Source organism: Nonomuraea sp. 3N208, from assembly GCF_052245935.1.
Taxonomy (GTDB): Bacteria; Actinomycetota; Actinomycetes; order Streptosporangiales; family Streptosporangiaceae; genus Nonomuraea.
Window position 1 is genome coordinate 363,313 of sequence record NZ_JBQQBR010000003.1, and the last position, 17,241, is coordinate 380,553.

Here is a 17,241-nt window from a genome sequence, read left to right on the forward strand (position 1 = left end):
GGTGACCGCGGGGAGCGCGGAAGACGGGGGTCGGCGCGCCCATCGTCGGCGGCTGAGTGTGGATACGGCCAGGAGCGCGAGCGGCTCCTGGCCGTAGAGGGCCGACGGGTCAGCCGATCCTGTCGTTCACCGCCGAGTCCGAGTCGCCGCCCCAAACGTCGTCGTCCTCATGGAGCCAGGTGGACGCTTCCCGGTCCTGGGACTCCTGGCCTCCGGCCCCGCCGCCCATTCCGCCCATCGGCATGAAGGGCATGCCCGTGCCGTTGCCGTACCGGCCGCCGGTGCCCGGCGCGCCTCCGGTCGGCACCAGGCCGCTGCCTCCGCCGTACACGCCGCCAGGGCCACCTGTGGTGCCCGGCCCGTACGACGAGCCGGGGCCGCCGTAGGGGTTCGTGGTGGGGACGGTCGCGGTGGTGGGCGTGGTGGGCCGGTAGTCCTGCAGGCTCGTGGGGGTGTTGGTCCCCGCGCCGGGGTTCTGACCGCCCGGGTTCTGGCTGTTGGGGTCCTGACCGTTCGGGTTGGTCGGGTCCGGCGTGGTCGGAGAGTCGGTCGACGAGTCACCGGATGGGTCCGTCCCGGGATAGCCGGGGGTGTTCGGGGAGTCGGTCGACGGGTCTGTGCCCCCGAAGGAGGGCGCAGTAGTGTCCAGTCCTCCGGTCGGCCCTGTGGACAGGTCGGCTCCGCCGTACGAGGTGGGCGTGAGACCACCCTCGTTCCCCCCATCGCCGAACGGGGTGTAGTCGATCGGAACCGGGTCTTCCTGCGGCTCCTGCGGAGGGTGGATGTCCCGGAGCACCTTTTCCACCGTGTCCGGGATCATGACATGGATGTGCGAGAGGTCCGAGCTGAACGTCGCCAGGTGCCTCCCCGCCAGCTCGTTCGCGGAGCCCCAGCCAGTAACGGCGTTGTCCCCCCCGTAGACGCCGGTGTAGGTGGCGTAGGAGAACCAGATGCTGTCGTCATAGCTGCCGCCCAGCCCTCCTTGGTTCTGCCAAGTCGACAGGATGCCCTTCGCGTCGTCATCGATGAACGCCTGATGTTTGCGCACCACCGTGGCGAGGGCCGAGACGGACTCGGACATCTTCTTCAGCTTGTCGGCCAGCTCGCCCATCGTCACCCAGAGGATCCCGAGGGCCTGCTGGGCCTCGACCGAGGCGGGGCCCTCCCAGACGTCGGCGAGTTTGTGGGCCTGCGTTTTTATGGCGGCCCTGACGTCGTCGACCGCCGTATCGGCGTCGCTGTAGGCGAGAGCCGCCGTGTCGATGCGTGTGGCATCAGGGAACTGCTTGATAAAGTTGACGATCATTTCGACGTTCCGACCGCTCGTCTGGACGTCCCAGGATCCGCACGAATCCTTTATCCAGTGGGTCGTCGCTATGTTCTCTCCCACGCCGATCAGACTCCGCCCTCGTTGGCGTCGTTCGTCAACTGGTAGGTGCCCGCTCCGGCTTCCACCAGGGCAATCGCGGTGGCGAAGTTCTCCAGGACGTCCCGGTAGACGGTCTGGCACACCTCGTGGCTCTGTTTCCAGGTGGCCGCGAAGGACTCGGTGCCGTCAGAGTTGTCAATGCTCAGCAAGTGCTGGCGCACTTCAGCGAAGAGCTGGTTGTTTGCCTCGAGATCGCTGATCGAGCCCTGGCGATAGCTCTCACCGCTGATGAGCTTCATCACCTCACCCAGCTCACCAGCGATGTTCAAGATCTTCTGGGCGTCGTACGTCACGCCGTCCCGCTCGGGTTCGAGTCCAGGCCAGTCGCTGGGCGGTTGCGTTTCTCCCACGAGCTTCCCCCTCGGCAGTCGATCAAGCAGCTTACTCGGGAGTTCCTTTGGCGTACAGAAAACTCATAGTCAACATGCGTAACATTAGTCAACATGCAGACCCAGAAGGATCTTTATCAGGCGCATCGGCTGATGACGCAGCGCCTGGGGATGGCTCTGCTGCAAGGGGAGCCGGATGTGCCGGAGTCCCCCATGCGGAGGCAGAACGTGGCGACGTTCGCGGGCCTGCTGATCGCGGTCCTGATCGTCGCCGGGTTCGGGATCTGGGGGCTGCTCAGCCCGGGGAACGCCACCAAGCTGACCGAGGCCGGTCAACTGCTGATCGAAGAGGAGACCGGGGCCTCGTACGTCTACAACCAGCAGAGCGGCAAGCTGCAGCCGGTGGCCAATTACGTCTCCGCCCGGTTGATGCTCGACAACGAGGACGTCAAGGTCAGAACGGTGTCCGCGGAGTCGCTGGCCGGCTTCGCCCGCGGGCAGAAGGTGGGCATCCAGGGCGCGCCCGACTCGTTGCCCAAGCGGGAACGGCTGGTCAAGGCCCCATGGTCGGCGTGCGTGGTCGAGGGGGCCGATGCCTCCGGCGTACCGAAGCCGTTCGTGACCCTCGTCGCCGGGACCGACATCGGCGGGACGCCCGTGGCCGGCGAGGCGCTGCTCGTCAACGACGGACAGCAGAGCTGGGTGCTCTGGGCCAACCAGCGCCTGCGGGCGGCGAACGTGGACCGGCTCACCGACCAGACGCCGCGTCGAGTGCCCGCCTCGTGGATCAACGCCATCCCCGCGGGCGTCGACTTCGCGGCTCCCAAGATCGCCCAGCACGGCAAGAAGGCGGTCGGTCCCGGCGGAAAGGCGGCGAGGGTCGGGCACGTGTACAAGGCGGCGGCCGTGGCGGGCGGGAGCGAACGCTGGTACGTCCTGCTGGCCGACGGCCTCGCGCCCATCAGTAACACCCAGGCGATGCTCCTGCTCCAGGACCCGGCCAGCAAGGCCGCCTACGGCAACGGCCCGGTCCGCGAGACGCCGATCGACGCGGCGAGCGCCAACGCGACCAAGGCCTCCGCGCGCAGCATGCTGAACAGCGGCCTGCCCGCCACCATGCCGCGCTTCCGCGCGCCCGGCGTGTCGGCCCCGCTCTGCGCCGTGTACGCGAACACCGCGAAGGGCTCGACCAGAGCTGTGCTGACCACCGGCAGCAAGATCCGCATTCCGGCGCCGACGGTGAGCGCCGGCTCGGAAAAGGTCGACCAGGTGCTGCTCCCGCCCGGCAGCGCGGTGCTGGCCGGCACCCTGCCGGGCGACGGGCAACTGTCGGCGGTGCAGCAGTTCTCGCTCATCACGGACCAAGGCAGGAGGTTCCGGCTGACCGCGGCGGACGTGATGGGCAAGCTGGGGTACGAGGCGGCGGACGTCGCACCGGTGCCCGCCCACCTGCTGCGGCTGATCCCCGACGGCCCCGCCCTGGACCCGGCGGCGGCCAGGACGCCGGTGCAGGAGGCGCAGGCGATCCAGCCGGTGCGGTGAAGCCCGTCACTTGAAGTCGGCAGCGCCGCCGCCGCCGCCTCCGCCTCCGCCTCCCGTCGGGTCGGTCGTGGAGTAGTCCCCCGTCGGCACGAGGCCCGCGCCCTCTTCGTAGATCATGCCGTCGTACGTGAACGGGATCGTGTCACCGGACTCCAAGGCGGTCATCTGGGTCGGCATTGCCTCGAGCGTGGGGAAGATCTTGCCGGTGCTCTCGGTCTGCGCCTTGAGCATGTACAACAGGCCGCCGAGGGCGGCGATCGCTATGCCGTGCCTCTTGAGCATCGCTTTGGTGATGGTCAGTGTGGCCTGGCCCGCGGCTTTCTCCCAGAGCCAACCGGCCGCGCGCCCGATCGGCCCGCCCAAGTTGGAAGCCCATTTCGAGATCGCCACGATCAACATGAACCCGGCGATGGCGGTGCAGGCTATGGCGCCCCACCTGAAGAAATCGGCCGACGAGTCGACGGCCTCGCCGGTGGAGTTACGGGTCTCTTTGAGCTGCTGCACCGATTCCTTGAAGCTGGTGTGGATGGTCGCGAACGAGTTGAAGGCCTCCCCCTCCCACGTGCCTTCCTCTTGGAGCTGCGTCTTCAGAGAGTCCAGCTGAGTCTCCAGCTGGTCGAGCTCCGCGGTGGATCCGGACTGGTCCGTCGTGCGCCAGCTCATGGCCGCGTCCGTCATGCCCTCGGGGTCGGAGACCATGGTGCCGATGGCGGCGGCGACATAGGACGCCCAGCTGCTTCTGATGAGCAGGGCCGCGCCTATCGCTGTCGCCGCGGCGCCCAGGTACATCTCCTTGTAGATGCTCACGCGTCTTCCTGTCCGATCACCTGGGGTGCGATGTCCTCATCGCCGCCCCAGACGCCTTCGTCCTCAGCGAGCCCGACGGTGTTCTCCCGGTCGCGTTCCTGGTTGCCGCCTGCGCCCGCGCCGCCCATCGGCATCATCGGCATCATCGGCATGCCCGGCCCGCCCGCGCCGCGCAACCCGGCCCCGACGCCCGGGATGCCACCGTTCGGGCCGACGCCCGCTCCCAAGCCGGACCCGGGACCGCCGAAGGAGCCGGGGCCCGTACGGGTGCCGAGGCCGGAGGGGTCCGTGGCGGGCAGGTTGCTGGGAATCTGCGGCGTCGTGGGCTGGTAGGACGACAGGTCGGTCTTGGCCGGGTTGTTGAGCGCCGAGTCGAGGTCGGGGACTTTCATGTCCGCCGGGTCGGTGGTCGGCAGGTTCGGCTGGGGCAGGTCGCTTCCAGGCACGTCTCCGCCTCCCGGCAGCTCGCCGTCGGGCAGCGTGCCATCCGGCAGCGTGGCGTCGGGGGTCTCGGGCAGGCCGGTGTCCGGCATGCCGGGCAGGTCGCCCGCGCCGGTGGGCAGGTCCGGGTTCAGACCGCCAAGATCGCCTGCGCCGCCGAGATCCCCCAAACCGCCGAGGTCGTCGGCCCCGCTTTCGTCGTCGCCCCCGCTTTCGTCGTCGGCATCCCGGTAGTTGCGATCGGCCTCTCTGAGCGCCGGATCCCAGGTCTCCAGTGCCTTCTTGGCCCGGCTCAGCGCATCATGCTGGCTCTGGATCGCCTGTTCATGGACGCTCTGGAGGCCCCAGCCCACCACGCCGAAGTGCGGCCAGGGCACGCCCAGGCTGCCGGTCGCCCCCTGCAGGTTGGCCAGAAGCTCCGTCTGACTCGAGATCTTGTTGCCTGCGTTGTCGAGCTCGCCTTTGGTGAAGGAGATGCCCGAGGACGGCTGGAGTCCCTCGGGATAAGGGTAAGGAGTGCCCATCAGCTCATCCGATCACAGGGTCTGTCGTCTCGTGGCCGGACGTCCAGGCGCTCGCGTCTTCCGGCATGTACGTGTTCCGCTCCAGGTCGCCGTGCCCGTCGCCGCCGGCTCCTCCCATGAACGGCATGAAGGGCATGCCGCCCGGCGTCCCGCCGGCGATGCGGCCGCCGGCGACGGCCAGTGAGGATTGACCGCCGCCGACGCCCGGCGAGCCGATCACCGAGGGGATGCCCGGCGAACCGCCCGTGATCCCGGGAACGGTGTAGCTGGCCGGGGCGATCGTGGGGGCGGGGGTCGTGGCTGAAGGGGTGATGAGGGAGGTCGGCGGCTGGTAGCTCGCCATGTCCGTCTGGCGCGGATCCGTGGCGTTCGTGCCGTCGGTAGTCGTCCCGTCATTGTTACCGATGACCGGTGGCACAGGATTGTCGCTCGGATCCGTCGTGCCGGGGTCCTGCGGCTGATCGGGCTCCGGGGTCGTGGGCGGGTCCGGGGTGGGAGCCGGATCGTCCGGAGTGTTCGGGTCAGGGGTGGTGGAGTCGTCAGGGTCGGAGCCACCTGGGTTGGAGCCACCTGGGTTGGACCCGCCGGCGGTGTCACCGGTATCGGTCGAGCCCGCGCCCGATCCGCCGGTGTAATAGGAACCGCCGGAATCGTCAGTGTTGGAAGCCGGGTCGTACGGCGTGGTATCCGTGGGGTAGTTCGGATCCTCGGTGTCAAGAGGCTCGCTGGGGAGGTTGACCGTCGGGAGGTCGTAGGCGATCTCGTCCGGGACATCGTCGTAGATGGTGACGATCTGCTGGTTCAGGTCATACAACGTTTGCCGGGCGTGCGCGTCCTCGAGTTGCGCCTTGACCCAGTCGGGATCCGTCCCGTCGGCGGACACTCCGGCCGGGACGTTCACCTCCTCGTCGACCTTGACCAGGGCCTGCTCGACCTTGCCGGCGTACGTCTCCAGCACCCCGCTCATCGTGGAGAGCTTGGTCTTCAGTTCGACGCCGGTGTTATACAGCTTCTCCAGCGCCACCCTGGCCAGCTCGGCGTCCGGCCCCTTCCAGATCTCGATGAGCTTGGGAGAGTGCTCCCAGATGAGGTCGACCGCCTCCTTGATCTTGTCCGATGCCATCTTGTACGTTTGCCCGGCACCGCCGACGTAGAGGGGGTTGGTGCTCAGGAGCAGCCCCTTGATGTGCTCCTTCTTCTTGTCGTAGCCGGGAAACTCGCCCTTAGGCTGCTCGAGCCGGATCTTGATGACGTCCTCTTCAGCCATCAGGCATTACCCTCGTTCTCCCGACGCGCTCTGTCATGGTTGTCGGCACTGATCTCGACGGCCTCGACCACTTTCTGGTACGCGGAGATGAACTTCCGGTACACCTCGCCGAACTTCGCGCCCGCGTTCTCCGAGCCCACGGTTCGCGCGAAGGTCTGGGCGTCAGACCACGTGCCGAGATGTTCGGTGGTGAGGTCGCTGCCCGACGAGACCTGGTTGAGACTCAGGTCCAGCCGCTCGCGCTCGCTCTCGACGAGCAGGGCGTCGAGGTTGGCCCTCATCTCCTCGGCGATGGTCCGTATGGCCTTCGGCGAGTTGTACCGCTCATCGAACAGACCTGCATCCGCCGGTGGCGAGCCGCCGCTTCCGCTCCCGTTGTCTTCCTGCTCAGCCATGCTTCCCCCTACGAACAGAACTCTCGGCCACCGCGCCGCAGCGATGACCGAGAAGAGGACGAGCCGGGGCTAGTCCGTCCAGATGCTGATGTTGCGGCGCTCGGCGTTCTCATAGTTGCCCTTGGCGACGTTGACCGCCGTCGCGGCCTGGAACAGCTGCTGGCCCATCGCCTTCTCGTGCTCGTTCACCTTGCGGCGCTTTTCCTCGAAGAACGTCTCGGCCTCGCCTTCCCAGCTGGGTCCGAGCTCCTTCTTGCAGTCCGCCCAGCAGTCGTCGGTGGCCCGGTCGATCTCGGTGACGATCTTCTTGAGCTCCTCGTAGGCCTGCTCCATCGAGCCGAACTTGACATATGTGTAGTCGTCAGCCATGGACATGGTGTTCTCCGTCCTGCTCAGCGGTGGTTGGCGTTGATGAGGGAGTCGATGCGACCGCCGACTTCACCGGCTCCGGCGAAGCCGCCGGCAATGTCCATGTTCTGGTCGGCGGCGTTCCGGTAGACGCCAGCGCCCATGTTGAGCCGGTCGTAGACGTCCTCGAGGACCTGAATGACCCCCTTGAACTCGGTGTCCCACACCGTGAGGGCTGCGGCGAACTTCTCCGAGGCGCCACCCTTCCAGCCCTCGGTGGTGAGTCCGGTCTTGATCTGCTCGACCCGCTGCCGCATGCCCTCGATGTACTGAGCGGTGTCCTGGCAGTAACCTGCCGCGTTCGTCAACTGAGTCGGGCTTGCCCCGTACAGTGCCACTGGACCTCCAAGTCGACATGGCTTTGTCTGTCACGACGGGCGGTCACCCAGCAAAGGAGACGTGCTACCCCCCGTGAACAACATCAATGGCATGGTAGTCACCTTTGGCCCCATAATTCCCAGAAACCACACATAACGGATCAGTCGCGCTCTGGCAACTTTTGGATGAACGCCCTGGTGGACGACCTACGATGCGCTGACAAGCGGGACCCTCGACGGTGGGCGGACCCCGTCAAAGGTTCAGCCGGCGGCGGATTCGATCGAGCTGACCCATCACGTCCGTGAACGCCTGCTCGTGGAGCGCCCCTGCCTCTTTGATCTTGCTGAGCGCGGCGTCGGGCTTGTTGACGAATTCCATCGGATCGGCGTCATCGCCGAACAGCTCGCCCATGGCGGCGCTGAGCTGCTTCTGGAAGTCCGCTGTGGCGTCCGCGATCGCCGTCTTGATCAAGTCGGCCAGCTCGCCCGAGGCCATGCGCATCGCCTTGGGGTGCAGCTCCAGCTCGCGCACGCCCTGATGGTCGTACTCCACGGTGACCATGCCGTTCTCGTCCTGGGCGCGGCCGACGTACGTGCCTATGTCCCGCTGGAACTTCTCCAGGAGCGCGACCTGCTCGTCAGCACCCTTCAGCAACTTGTCGATGTCGATGTTCGCGAAGTCTCCGAACTCCTGCATCCCACTACCTCCCTGCACAGATCAGCCGGACAGCCCGCGCACCCACGTGTAGACCTCGAGCACACCCAGCGCGAGCGGGAAAAGCTGGACGATCAGCGCCCAGTCCAAGATGTCGGCAGCGCGTCCCCAGAACGGCGAGGGTTTCCCCGTCGCCAGCCAGACCCCGATGCCCACGGTCGTCAGCGCCAGCCAGAGCACGCCGATGGCCACAGCCAGCGACCCGACGATCCCTCCCTGGCCGACCAGGGACAGCGCGAGCATGGCGAATCCCGCCAGGCCCGTGCCGATGAGCCAGATCCGCTGCCCGAGCCCGCGGAAGACCCGGGCACGCATGATCAGCGTGAGCGACAGCGACACCGTCATGACGGCCGACACCCAGTCGCCGTCGAGCACGAGCAGCACCTGCGTGACCACCGCCGAGAGACCGATCGCCGCGATCATACCGGTGGCGTAGCGCTGCGCGATCTTGGTGCGCTCCTGGATGGCCGACGCGTCGAGGCGCTGGTTGTCACTGCGGAGCTCTTCGGCGGTGGTCGGCATGGCCGGGAGCGGCACCTTCGCGAGCTTGAACGACAGCGTGGGCACCACCGGGCTGAACGCCAGCAGCAGGGCGATGATCAGCGCCGCCACCCCGGCCGGCGGCGCCGACCACACCATCACCGCCGCCGCGCCGATGCCGATGACCGTGGCGGCGACGACCGTGCCGAGGAAACCGGAGACACCGTCGGAGATCAGCGCGCCGCTGAGCCCGGCCACCAGCGCCGTGCAGGCCAGCGCCGCCAGCAGGTGCGGCGCGCCGAACCCCGCCGCGGTGCCCGGCGCGAACAGGCCCGCGACGAACCCGTACGGCAGCGCGGCGTGCCCGATCAGCGCACCGGCCAGCGAGTCGCCGACCGCCCGTGACAGCAGCGTGCCGGTGACGACCAGCAACACCGCCAGCAGCGCGGCCACGATCGTGATCGTCAGCCCCGGCATGCCGGACAGGGCCAGGCCGAGCGCGCCCAGCATGAGCAGCCCCATGGCGCCGCTCGCGCCCATGACCCTGGTGTGCTTGGCCGACCAGGAGCCCCGGCCCCCGCTCACTCCGGTGGCGACCACGTCCGCCACGTCGTCGTAGAGAGCGGGCGGCAGGATGGCCTCGCGCGGCCTGAGGTAGAGGACCTCGCCGTCGAGCACGCCCACCGTGCCCAGGCTCTGCCCCAGATCGAGTGGCGCCCCGCCGAGCCGCTGCAACGTCCATCCCGGGGCGGCGGCGTGGTCGCCGCCCACCTCGCCCAGCGCGCGGAGGATGCCGGGCAGCACGTTCGGCAGCGGGATGTCAGCGGGCAGCGCCAGGTCGGCCTTGCGCCGCGGGCCGACGATCGTCACATGGCACTGGGTCGGCAGCGGCACCGGCACCTGCGTCAGCGCGCCCTGCTGGAAGGGCCCCTGAGGGGAGGGGCGGCCGGCGTGCCCGGGGAAGCCGGGCGGCGGGCCGTACATCGGGGGCGGACCAGGGGGTGGTCCCTGGACCGGGGGTGGCGGACCGGGCGGAGGTCCGTGAACAATATTTCCCAACTCAACTCTCCGTCCCCACCAATGGCCACGGACAACAAGAACATATCTGGTCTCTTCTGGTAAGAACGTCTCGATGAGCATCGTCGTCGTGCGTCGCCCCGAACGCCGCCCCGGGCCCAAGCCACCGCGCGGCGAGATTCTGCTGGAGTCGCCTCCCGAGATCCCCGAGGTCCAGAGCCAGGGCTTCTCGGCGGTCCTCACCTTCCTCCCCATGCTGGCGGGAGCGGCGGCGATGGCCCTCATGTTCACCTCCTTCGGCCACTCCAACCCGATCATGTATGTGTCCAGCGGTCTGTTCGCGGTGTCCATGGTGGGCATGTCGCTCGGCCAAATGGGTCGCCAGTCGGGCGAGCGCAAATACCGGCTCAACGGCGCCCGCCGGGATTACTTCCGCTACCTGAGCCAGGTGCGCAAGCGGACCAGGCGCGCGGCCAGGCAGCAGCGGGAGGCCCTGGAGTGGGGCGGGCCCGAGCCCGACGCCCTGTGGTGGATCGCCATGGGACCGCGGCTGTGGGAGCGGCGCCCGCGCGACGAGGACTTCGCCACCGTACGGCTCGGCACCGGCGTCCAGAAGCTCGCTGTCCAGCTCATCCCGCCGGACTCCAAGCCCGTCGAGGACCTGGACGCGTTGTCGGCGGGCGCGCTGCGCAGGTTCGTCAGGGCGCATTCCACGGTCGCCGAGCTGCCCGTCGCCGTGGCGCTCGGCTCGTTCGCCCGGATCAGGGTGGCGGGCGACCCCGTCGCCGTACGTGACCTGATCCGGTCCATGATCGCCCAGCTGACCGTGTTCCACTCGCCGGACGACATGCGGATCATGGTGTGTGCCGGAGCGGACTGGATGTCGCACTGGGAGTGGGTCAAGTGGCTGCCGCACGCGCTGCACCCCGAGGAGACGGATGCAGCGGGACAGGTGCGGCTGATGTCGGACAACATGGGCGAACTGGACCGCCTGGTCGGGGACGAGCTCAGGGAACGCGCTCGCTTCCGGCCCGGCGCCGCGGCCGACTCGCTGCCGTACCACGTGGTGATCGTGGACGGCGGGCACGTGCCGCACGACTCTCAGCTCGGCAGCGACGCCATCCAGGGCGTGACCGTGATCGACCTGTCCGACGCGACGCCCGACGTGGAGGAGAACAACACGTTACGGCTGGACGTACGGCCGGACGGGTTCTACATGGTGAAGCTCGACCACGCGGGCAAGGAGCACCGGACGCGGTTCGGCGATCCCGACCAGCTCGACTACCTGCGGGCGGAGGGCCTGGCCAGGCAGCTCGCGCCGCTGCGGGCCTCGGCGGGCTCCGGCGGCGAGGCCGAGGACGTCCTGTCGGTCAACACCACGCTCACCGATCTGCTGGGCGTCGGCGACCCGTCCAATCTGGACCCGAGGATCGCCTGGCGGCCGCGCGCGGGACGTAACCGGCTGCGGGTGCCGATCGGGCTCGGGGCCGACGGGCGGGTCGTGGAGCTGGACATCAAGGAGTCCGCACAGGGCGGCATGGGGCCGCACGGGCTGGTGATCGGAGCCACCGGCTCCGGAAAGAGCGAGCTGCTGCGCACGCTGGTGCTGGGCCTGGCGGTCACGCACTCCTCGGAGATACTCAACTTCGTCCTGGTCGACTTCAAGGGCGGCGCGACGTTCCTGGGACTGGATTCGCTCTCCCACGTCTCGGCGGTCATCACCAACCTGGTGGACGAGCTCCCGCTGGTGGACCGCATGCACGACGCGCTGCACGGCGAGATGGTGCGACGGCAGGAACTGCTGCGCTCGGCGGGCAACTACGCCTCGCTGCGCGACTACGAGCGGGCCAGGGAGCAGGGGGCGGAGCTGGCGCCGCTGCCCACGTTGTTCGTGGTGCTGGACGAGTTCAGCGAGCTGCTTTCGGCCAAGCCGGAGTTCATCGACCTGTTCGTGATGATCGGACGTCTCGGCCGCTCGCTGGGCGTGCATCTGCTGCTGGCCTCGCAGCGCCTGGAGGAGGGCCGGCTGCGAGGGCTGGACACGCACCTGTCGTACCGGATCGGCCTGCGAACCTTCTCGGCGATGGAGAGCCGGGTCGTGCTGGGCGTGGCCGACGCCTATGAGCTGCCCTCCGCGCCGGGCAACGGCTACCTCAAGTTCGACACGAGCGGCATGACCAGGTTCAAGGCCGCGTACGTGTCGGGTCCCTACCAGCCCGCCTCCCGCGGCGCCGACGCTGCCGACGGCCACACCGTGCTGCGTCAGGTGGTGGAGTACGGCCCGGCGTACATGCCGCTCCCGGCCGTGAAGCAGGAGCCCAAGGAGACGCCGGCCGCGGAGGTGGAAGAGCGCGCCTCCTCCCAGAACAGCCTGTTCGACACCGTCGTACAGCGTCTGGCCGGGCACGGCCCCTCGGCCCACCGCATCTGGCTGCCACCGCTCGGCGAGCCGCCCACACTCTCGCACCTGCTGCCCCCGCTCTCGGTGACGCCGGAGCTCGGCCTGTCCACGCCCGGCTGGCAGGGCAGGGGCAAGCTGCACGCCGTCATCGGGATCATCGACAGGCCGTTCGAGCAGCGGCGGGACCCGTACTGGCTGGATCTGTCCGGAGCGGCCGGGCACATCGGCGTGGCCGGCGGGCCGCAGAGCGGCAAGACCAACGTGCTGCGCACGTTGATCACCGGCATGGCGCTCACCCACACGCCACGCGCGGTGCAGTTCTACTGCCTGGACTTCGGCGGCGGCGGCCTGGCGGCGCTCGACGGGCTGCCGCACGTGGGCGGCGTGGCCACCAGGCTCGACGCCGAGCGGGTACGTAGGACCGTCGCCGAGGTGTCGTCGCTGCTGCGGCAGCGGGAGCAGAGCTTCGCCGAGCGCGGCATCGAGTCGATCGCCGCCTACCGGAGGATGATCGCCGACGGCTCCGCGCAGAGCGACGGGTGGGGCGACGTGTTCCTGGTCATCGACGGGTGGCTGACGATCAGGCAGGAGTTCGAGAGCCTCGAGGCCGTGATCACGGACCTGGCGGCGCGCGGGCTCGGGTACGGCATCCACGTAGTCGCCGCGACCAACAAGTGGTCGGAGTTCCGGGCGGGCATCAGGGACCTGTTCGGCACCAGGATCGAGTTCAAGCTGGGCGACGCGTACGAGTCCGAGATCAGCAGGAAGGCGTCGATGGCGGTGCCCGAAGGGGTGCCGGGGCGCGGTCTGACCAGGGATGGCATGCACTTCCTCGCCGCCCTGCCGCGGATCGACGGTCAGCAGAACGCCGAGGACGCCTCGGAGGGCGTGCGGGCGCTGGTGGAGAGCGTGCGGCAGTCCTGGCAGGGTCCGGCGGCGCCGCCGGTGCGCCTGCTGCCGTCGGTGCTGCCCGCGGCCTCCCTGCCGGGGCCGGACCGTACGGGGGCGAACCGGATCGCGATCGGCATCGACGAGGACTCGCTCTCGCCGGTCGTACTCGACTTCGACAACGACCCGCACTTCATCGTGTTCGGCGACAACGAGTGCGGCAAGTCCAACGTGCTCAAGCTCATCATGGAGGGCGTGGTCGCGCGGAAGACCCCGAGCGAGGCCATGATGATCGTGATCGACTACCGGCGCTCGCTGCTGGACACTGCCGTGACCGAGCACCGCATCGGGTACGCCGCCTCCAGCACCGCCGCCACCGAGCTCATCAAGGACGCCCGATCGGCCCTGCTCAAGCGGCTGCCCCCGGCCGACCTCACGCCGGAGCAGCTACGCAGCCGGAGCTGGTGGCAGGGCTCAGACCTGTACATCGTGGTGGACGACTACGACCTCGTGGCCACGTCCAACAACCCGTTGGCGCCGCTGGCCGAGCTGCTGCCGCAGGCCCGCGACATCGGGCTGCACGTCGTGCTGGCCCGGCAGAGCGGAGGCGCCAGCCGCGCCATGTACGACCAGGCCGTGCAGCGTATGAAGGAGATGGCCAGTCCGGCGTTGATCATGTCGGGCAACCGGGAGGAAGGCCAGCTCTTCGGCAACATCCGCCCGCAGCCGCTGCCCGTCGGCCGCGGCTTCCACGTCGACCGGAGGTTCGGCTCGCGCCTGATCCAGACCGCCCACCTGGGGGAGGCGTAGCTCCTCCACTATGGTCGGCCGTCCGTTCTTCGCAGATTGTCGGGGAGTTTCATGGGGTACGTGGACGTGCACGTTCAAGCGCTCGAGGAATGCGGGAGACAAGCGCTCAAGGTGAAGAACATGCTCGACTTCGACGACGCGTTCGTCGACTCCGGCAGCAAGGCGCCGCAGGGCGAGACCGGATCCGGCATCTTCGGGACCATCGGCGGCGCTGAGGAACTGGCTGTCAAGATCGACGAGGTCTGGAACGCGGTCAGGGACGACCTCGGCGAGGGACGCAACCGCATGGAGAACATCGAGCGCGCGCTCGGCGAGGTCGCCTTGAACTTCCGTGACGCGGAGACGGGCTCGGGCGCATGAGCATCGTCTCGACACTGGCAGGGCTGAAGGACAAGGTCGACGGCGACCCCGCGGCGATCAGGGGGATCGCCTCCAGCCTGCGCACGATGGGCGGCCACGTCTCCTCCTCGGCGAACCAGCTCACCAAGAGCGTCAGCGAGGTCGGCAACGCGTGGGGGGGCGACTCGGCCGACGCGTTCACCTCATACATGGCCGCCTACCCCAAGGCCGGCGAGGACCTGGACGGGGCGCTCACCTCCTGCGCCTCCGCCCTCGACACCGCCGCCACCAAGCTGGAGACCGCCTACAGCACGGTCAGCGGGCTGCATGCCTCCGCGAGCAGCCTGGCGAGCGACTACCAGCGCAACCACGACGACGCCACACAGGACGACATCGACCGCTACGTGACGGAGACGCTCGGTGACCCGGTCGGCGACGCCAACGACGCCGTCGCCGCAGCCGAGACCGCCCTGACCACCGCCAAGAACGCGCTCGACGGGCAGCTCGGCGAGGACGGGTTCACCTTCTTCAAGGACATTCGCCAGCCTGGAGGCGCCGACTTCCAGCCCGGGGACAACCCGGTCGACTGGCAGCGGATCGCCGGCTACACCCCCACCACCACGCTGGCCTCGGCGGACGGCGGGGCGGGCGGAGGCGGCGGGGGCGTCGGCGCGCCGTCGTCGTACGGCAACGCCCCGGCGCCCAAGGGGCAGGTCGTCGACTGGATCAAGCAGGCTCTCACGATCATCAAGTCACCCGAGATGGCCGCGATCATGCGGCAGCGCGGCCTGGACGTGAGCGACCTGGACCCGAACGACCCCAAGGCCATCCAGCGCATCTGGACGGTCATCTACCACGAGTCCGGCGGCAACCCCAACGCGATCAACAACTGGGATATCAACGCCAAGAACGGCGTGCCGTCCCAGGGACTGATGCAGACCATCCCGCCCACCTTCAACGCGCACGCCCTGCCCGGTTACGGCGGGATCCGGGAGCCGGTGGACAACATCATCGCCGGCGTCCTGTACACGTACAGCCGCTACGGCAACCTCGCCGGTCACCCCGGCATCTCCTCTCTCGAGAGCGGAGGCGGCTACCGGCCCTACTGATTTCGGGAAATTTCAGGTTACGCAAATGTGAATTGTATTCGCATGTTACCGCTTGGCTGGCTAAATGCCCATTTTGGGGACTTCTCCCGGTGATACAAAGATCGGGTGTCGACCCCATCTCCGCCGAGCTCCCCGACGCCCGATCCCAGCGTGTCCAGCGAGACGCCGTCACCCGAGCCGACTCCGTCGACGTCACCGTCCCCGTCCCCCTCGGACACCCCCACGCCGTCCCCATCGGACACCCCCACGCCGAGCCCGTCCGACAGCACCACGCCGAGTCCGTCGGGGACTCCGACGTCCAGCTCGTCGGTGGTCAGCCCGTGCCCGCACTCCCCGCAATGTCCGCCGCCCGTGTGCCTCCCGGAGTCGCTGCGCCCAAGCGCGACGAGCAGCAGCCCTAGCGATCCTGCGGACACATCCAGGGAGAGCGACAACTCCGGGGGATCGTCAGACCTCCCGGGATACGAGTCCAACGCTGGCTCCATCGACTTGTTTGCCGAGGCCATGATCAACTCGGCCACGAACATAGGTCTCCTCAGAGACCAAGTCCCCCGCCTCGAGAACTGGAGCGCCCCACTTACCGGCGTCCCCCTTATCGCCCAAATGTTCGTTGCCCGTTACAACGACGCCTCCGATAGTTGGGGCGAAGCCGCGGGCATCCTGCATGACGCCCTTGAAACCAACAGCGGCAAGATCACCAAAGCTGCGCAGAACTACCGGGACGCGGAAATCGCCAGCGGAAATAACTGAGAAGGATCCGCATGTCGACCCCATCAAACCTGCCGCCGAGCCTGATCCTGCCCGGTTCGGGTCCGGCCCCGCTGAGCACTCAGCCGGCTTTCGTGGCCGGGCCTAATGGCCTCCTCGTGCCCAACGGCACCCCGCTGCCTCCTGCCACCCCTGCCACCCCTGCCACCCCTGCCAATTCCGGCTTCTTCCAGCGTTTGATCGCCGCCCTAAGCGGGGGGCGAGTGCAAATCGAATCGTCGTTCGTAGGGACCGTGCTCATGGCCAGCGTGGTAGCCGTGGATGTGGCGGCCATTGCCAACCTGGGTGACCCGGAGCTGTTCTACGAAAAGCGAAACGCCTGGGTGGCTACGAAGGACTCGGTGGAGACTAGCAGGAGCGAACTTTGGAATAGCTGGACCGACAACATCGCACCGAACTGGTCGGGCGACGCCGCCTCCATCCTCGAGACGTACATCAGGTTCAAGGCCAACGGCCTGTTCGGAGCACTCGGCGATGTCGGCTGGGAGATGAGCAGCGCCATGAACAAGCAGGCCAAGGAGGTGCTCGAGTACGACTTTTCGGTCCTGTCCATCGTGCTCGCCTCTGGGCCGGTCTTCCAAAAACTATGGGCGATGAGGTCGCATCCCGTCGGATTGGTCATGCTGCTCACCCAGGGCGGTATCTACGTAGGCCTGCTCGCCAACCTCATCACGCAGTTCGCCGACCTTCTCGTCGCCAACGACAGCGCTCTCTACGACGTGAAGGGGAAGCTCAACAACATGAGAGCCACCTTCTACGAGGACGGCGGCCCGAATGAGGGAGTTCGTAATTTCAACCTCTCGCCCAACATCTCGGACCCCGACCTGACGAAGGATCTCTGGGTTCCGATGGGGGAAAACTGATGAAAGAGATCGAAGCTTTCGCCGAAGGCAGGGAAGGCGATCTTGCCGGCCTACTGCGTGAGATCAACGAATGGACCGGCACGCTGGCCGGCAGGATGAACGACCTGGCCCAGGAGCGGATGGAGGGCATGGACGCCGCCGGCGTCGTACGCGCCCGGGTCTCCGGCGCCGGCCGCCTGCTCGGGTTGACCATCGACTCGCGCGGCCTGCGCGGCCTCGACAACGTCCAGCTCGCCGAGGCCGTCAAGGAGGCGATCGGCGTGGCCCACACCGCCATGGGCGACCGGTTGACGGAGCTGATGGCCGACCTGCCAGGCGCGGACGCATCCGCGCAGGCCGGGGGCGACCCGCTGGCGCCCCACATCGCGCGCGTGCTGCGGGAGGGATGAGCC

At 68.2% G+C, this 17,241-nt stretch carries 18 protein-coding genes; 7 read left to right on the plus strand and 11 right to left on the minus strand.

The window, feature by feature from the left end:
* Nucleotides 1–109 precede the first annotated feature (109 nt).
* Both ACTWPT_RS06135 and ACTWPT_RS06140 read right to left on the minus strand, forming a co-directional pair.
* Entirely contained in the window at nucleotides 110–1,306 is a 1,197-nt protein-coding gene (locus ACTWPT_RS06135; protein ID WP_443176249.1) for a hypothetical protein, read from the minus strand.
* A gap of 89 nt (nucleotides 1,307–1,395) precedes the next feature.
* Nucleotides 1,396–1,722: a hypothetical protein gene (locus tag ACTWPT_RS06140; RefSeq protein ID WP_443176250.1), complete on the minus strand. Its 327-nt coding sequence runs from the start codon at nucleotides 1,720–1,722 to the stop codon at nucleotides 1,396–1,398.
* Between the two features lie 150 nt (nucleotides 1,723–1,872).
* Between ACTWPT_RS06140 and eccB the strand changes: the two genes are divergently transcribed.
* Nucleotides 1,873–3,300, plus strand: a complete 1,428-nt coding sequence (gene eccB / locus ACTWPT_RS06145; protein WP_443176251.1) for a type VII secretion protein EccB — start codon at nucleotides 1,873–1,875, stop codon at nucleotides 3,298–3,300.
* A 6-nt stretch (nucleotides 3,301–3,306) separates the two neighbouring features.
* Here the strand turns inward: eccB and ACTWPT_RS06150 are convergent, their stop codons facing one another.
* The 8 genes from ACTWPT_RS06150 to eccD all read right to left on the minus strand — a co-directional run bounded on the left by ACTWPT_RS06150 (nucleotide 3,307) and on the right by eccD (nucleotide 9,638).
* Entirely contained in the window at nucleotides 3,307–4,107 is an 801-nt protein-coding gene (locus ACTWPT_RS06150; RefSeq protein ID WP_443176252.1) for a WXG100 family type VII secretion target, read from the minus strand.
* Nucleotides 4,104–5,072 carry a hypothetical protein gene (locus ACTWPT_RS06155; protein WP_443176253.1) on the minus strand — a complete coding sequence of 323 codons (969 nt, stop codon included), beginning with the start codon at nucleotides 5,070–5,072 and terminating at the stop codon, nucleotides 4,104–4,106. Before ACTWPT_RS06155 ends, ACTWPT_RS06150 begins: the two co-directional genes overlap by 4 nt.
* 4 nt (nucleotides 5,073–5,076) lie before the next feature.
* Nucleotides 5,077–6,339: a hypothetical protein gene (locus ACTWPT_RS06160; protein WP_443176254.1), complete on the minus strand. Its 1,263-nt coding sequence runs from the start codon at nucleotides 6,337–6,339 to the stop codon at nucleotides 5,077–5,079.
* A complete protein-coding gene (locus tag ACTWPT_RS06165; protein ID WP_443176255.1) occupies nucleotides 6,339–6,734 on the minus strand; it encodes a hypothetical protein in 396 nt (131 codons plus the stop codon). Before ACTWPT_RS06165 ends, ACTWPT_RS06160 begins: the two co-directional genes overlap by 1 nt.
* A gap of 69 nt (nucleotides 6,735–6,803) precedes the next feature.
* Nucleotides 6,804–7,109 (minus strand): WXG100 family type VII secretion target, encoded by a 306-nt coding sequence (locus ACTWPT_RS06170; protein ID WP_443176256.1) that lies wholly within the window; start codon nucleotides 7,107–7,109, stop codon nucleotides 6,804–6,806.
* A gap of 17 nt (nucleotides 7,110–7,126) precedes the next feature.
* Entirely contained in the window at nucleotides 7,127–7,450 is a 324-nt protein-coding gene (locus tag ACTWPT_RS06175) for a WXG100 family type VII secretion target (RefSeq protein WP_443176257.1), read from the minus strand.
* A 262-nt stretch (nucleotides 7,451–7,712) separates the two neighbouring features.
* A complete protein-coding gene (locus tag ACTWPT_RS06180) occupies nucleotides 7,713–8,156 on the minus strand; it encodes a YbaB/EbfC family nucleoid-associated protein (RefSeq protein WP_443176258.1) in 444 nt (147 codons plus the stop codon).
* A 21-nt stretch (nucleotides 8,157–8,177) separates the two neighbouring features.
* On the minus strand, nucleotides 8,178–9,638 hold the full coding sequence (eccD, locus tag ACTWPT_RS06185) for a type VII secretion integral membrane protein EccD (protein ID WP_443176259.1): 1,461 nt from the start codon (nucleotides 9,636–9,638) through the stop codon (nucleotides 8,178–8,180).
* Nucleotides 9,639–9,786: 148 nt separating this feature from the next.
* Here eccD and eccCa point away from each other — a divergent pair, with 148 nt between their 5' ends.
* From eccCa to ACTWPT_RS06200, 3 genes are read left to right on the plus strand one after another with little or no spacing between them, the layout of a single operon-like run.
* Nucleotides 9,787–13,770: a type VII secretion protein EccCa gene (gene eccCa, locus ACTWPT_RS06190; RefSeq protein ID WP_443176260.1), complete on the plus strand. Its 3,984-nt coding sequence runs from the start codon at nucleotides 9,787–9,789 to the stop codon at nucleotides 13,768–13,770.
* A gap of 51 nt (nucleotides 13,771–13,821) precedes the next feature.
* A complete protein-coding gene (locus ACTWPT_RS06195) occupies nucleotides 13,822–14,130 on the plus strand; it encodes a hypothetical protein (RefSeq protein WP_443176261.1) in 309 nt (102 codons plus the stop codon).
* Entirely contained in the window at nucleotides 14,127–15,218 is a 1,092-nt protein-coding gene (locus tag ACTWPT_RS06200) for a transglycosylase SLT domain-containing protein (protein ID WP_443176262.1), read from the plus strand. Before ACTWPT_RS06195 ends, ACTWPT_RS06200 begins: the two co-directional genes overlap by 4 nt.
* 17 nt (nucleotides 15,219–15,235) lie before the next feature.
* Here the strand turns inward: ACTWPT_RS06200 and ACTWPT_RS06205 are convergent, their stop codons facing one another.
* Nucleotides 15,236–15,691, minus strand: a complete 456-nt coding sequence (locus ACTWPT_RS06205; protein ID WP_443176263.1) for a hypothetical protein — start codon at nucleotides 15,689–15,691, stop codon at nucleotides 15,236–15,238.
* A 130-nt stretch (nucleotides 15,692–15,821) separates the two neighbouring features.
* Here ACTWPT_RS06205 and ACTWPT_RS06210 point away from each other — a divergent pair, with 130 nt between their 5' ends.
* The 3 genes from ACTWPT_RS06210 to ACTWPT_RS06220 are packed head-to-tail and all read left to right on the plus strand — an operon-like array spanning nucleotide 15,822 to nucleotide 17,238.
* On the plus strand, nucleotides 15,822–15,968 hold the full coding sequence (locus ACTWPT_RS06210; protein WP_443176264.1) for a hypothetical protein: 147 nt from the start codon (nucleotides 15,822–15,824) through the stop codon (nucleotides 15,966–15,968).
* 11 nt (nucleotides 15,969–15,979) lie between these two features.
* The gene (locus ACTWPT_RS06215; protein ID WP_443176265.1) at nucleotides 15,980–16,849 is read left to right on the plus strand and encodes a hypothetical protein; all 870 of its coding nucleotides are present in this window, start codon (nucleotides 15,980–15,982) and stop codon (nucleotides 16,847–16,849) included.
* A complete protein-coding gene (locus ACTWPT_RS06220; RefSeq protein ID WP_443176266.1) occupies nucleotides 16,849–17,238 on the plus strand; it encodes a YbaB/EbfC family nucleoid-associated protein in 390 nt (129 codons plus the stop codon). The genes ACTWPT_RS06215 and ACTWPT_RS06220 overlap by 1 nt, the downstream gene beginning before the upstream one ends.
* Nucleotides 17,239–17,241 lie beyond the last annotated feature (3 nt).

Excerpts from the sequence above, each read along its gene's own strand:
- ACTWPT_RS06180 (WP_443176258.1), bottom strand. The coding sequence starts at position 8,156 with ATGCAGGAGTTCGGAGACTTCGCGAACATCGACATCGACAAGTTGCTG.
- eccB (WP_443176251.1), top strand. The coding sequence starts at position 1,873 with ATGCAGACCCAGAAGGATCTTTATCAGGCGCATCGGCTGATGACGCAG.
- ACTWPT_RS06220 (WP_443176266.1), top strand. The coding sequence starts at position 16,849 with ATGAAAGAGATCGAAGCTTTCGCCGAAGGCAGGGAAGGCGATCTTGCC.
- eccD (WP_443176259.1), bottom strand. The coding sequence starts at position 9,638 with ATGTACGGCCCGCCGCCCGGCTTCCCCGGGCACGCCGGCCGCCCCTCC.
- ACTWPT_RS06215 (WP_443176265.1), top strand. The coding sequence starts at position 15,980 with ATGTCGACCCCATCAAACCTGCCGCCGAGCCTGATCCTGCCCGGTTCG.
- ACTWPT_RS06135 (WP_443176249.1), bottom strand. The coding sequence starts at position 1,306 with ATGATCGTCAACTTTATCAAGCAGTTCCCTGATGCCACACGCATCGAC.
- ACTWPT_RS06210 (WP_443176264.1), top strand. The coding sequence starts at position 15,822 with ATGTTCGTTGCCCGTTACAACGACGCCTCCGATAGTTGGGGCGAAGCC.
- eccCa (WP_443176260.1), top strand. The coding sequence starts at position 9,787 with ATGAGCATCGTCGTCGTGCGTCGCCCCGAACGCCGCCCCGGGCCCAAG.
- ACTWPT_RS06170 (WP_443176256.1), bottom strand. The coding sequence starts at position 7,109 with ATGTCCATGGCTGACGACTACACATATGTCAAGTTCGGCTCGATGGAG.
- ACTWPT_RS06200 (WP_443176262.1), top strand. The coding sequence starts at position 14,127 with ATGAGCATCGTCTCGACACTGGCAGGGCTGAAGGACAAGGTCGACGGC.
- ACTWPT_RS06165 (WP_443176255.1), bottom strand. The coding sequence starts at position 6,734 with ATGGCTGAGCAGGAAGACAACGGGAGCGGAAGCGGCGGCTCGCCACCG.
- ACTWPT_RS06155 (WP_443176253.1), bottom strand. The coding sequence starts at position 5,072 with ATGGGCACTCCTTACCCTTATCCCGAGGGACTCCAGCCGTCCTCGGGC.
- ACTWPT_RS06160 (WP_443176254.1), bottom strand. The coding sequence starts at position 6,339 with ATGGCTGAAGAGGACGTCATCAAGATCCGGCTCGAGCAGCCTAAGGGC.
- ACTWPT_RS06195 (WP_443176261.1), top strand. The coding sequence starts at position 13,822 with ATGGGGTACGTGGACGTGCACGTTCAAGCGCTCGAGGAATGCGGGAGA.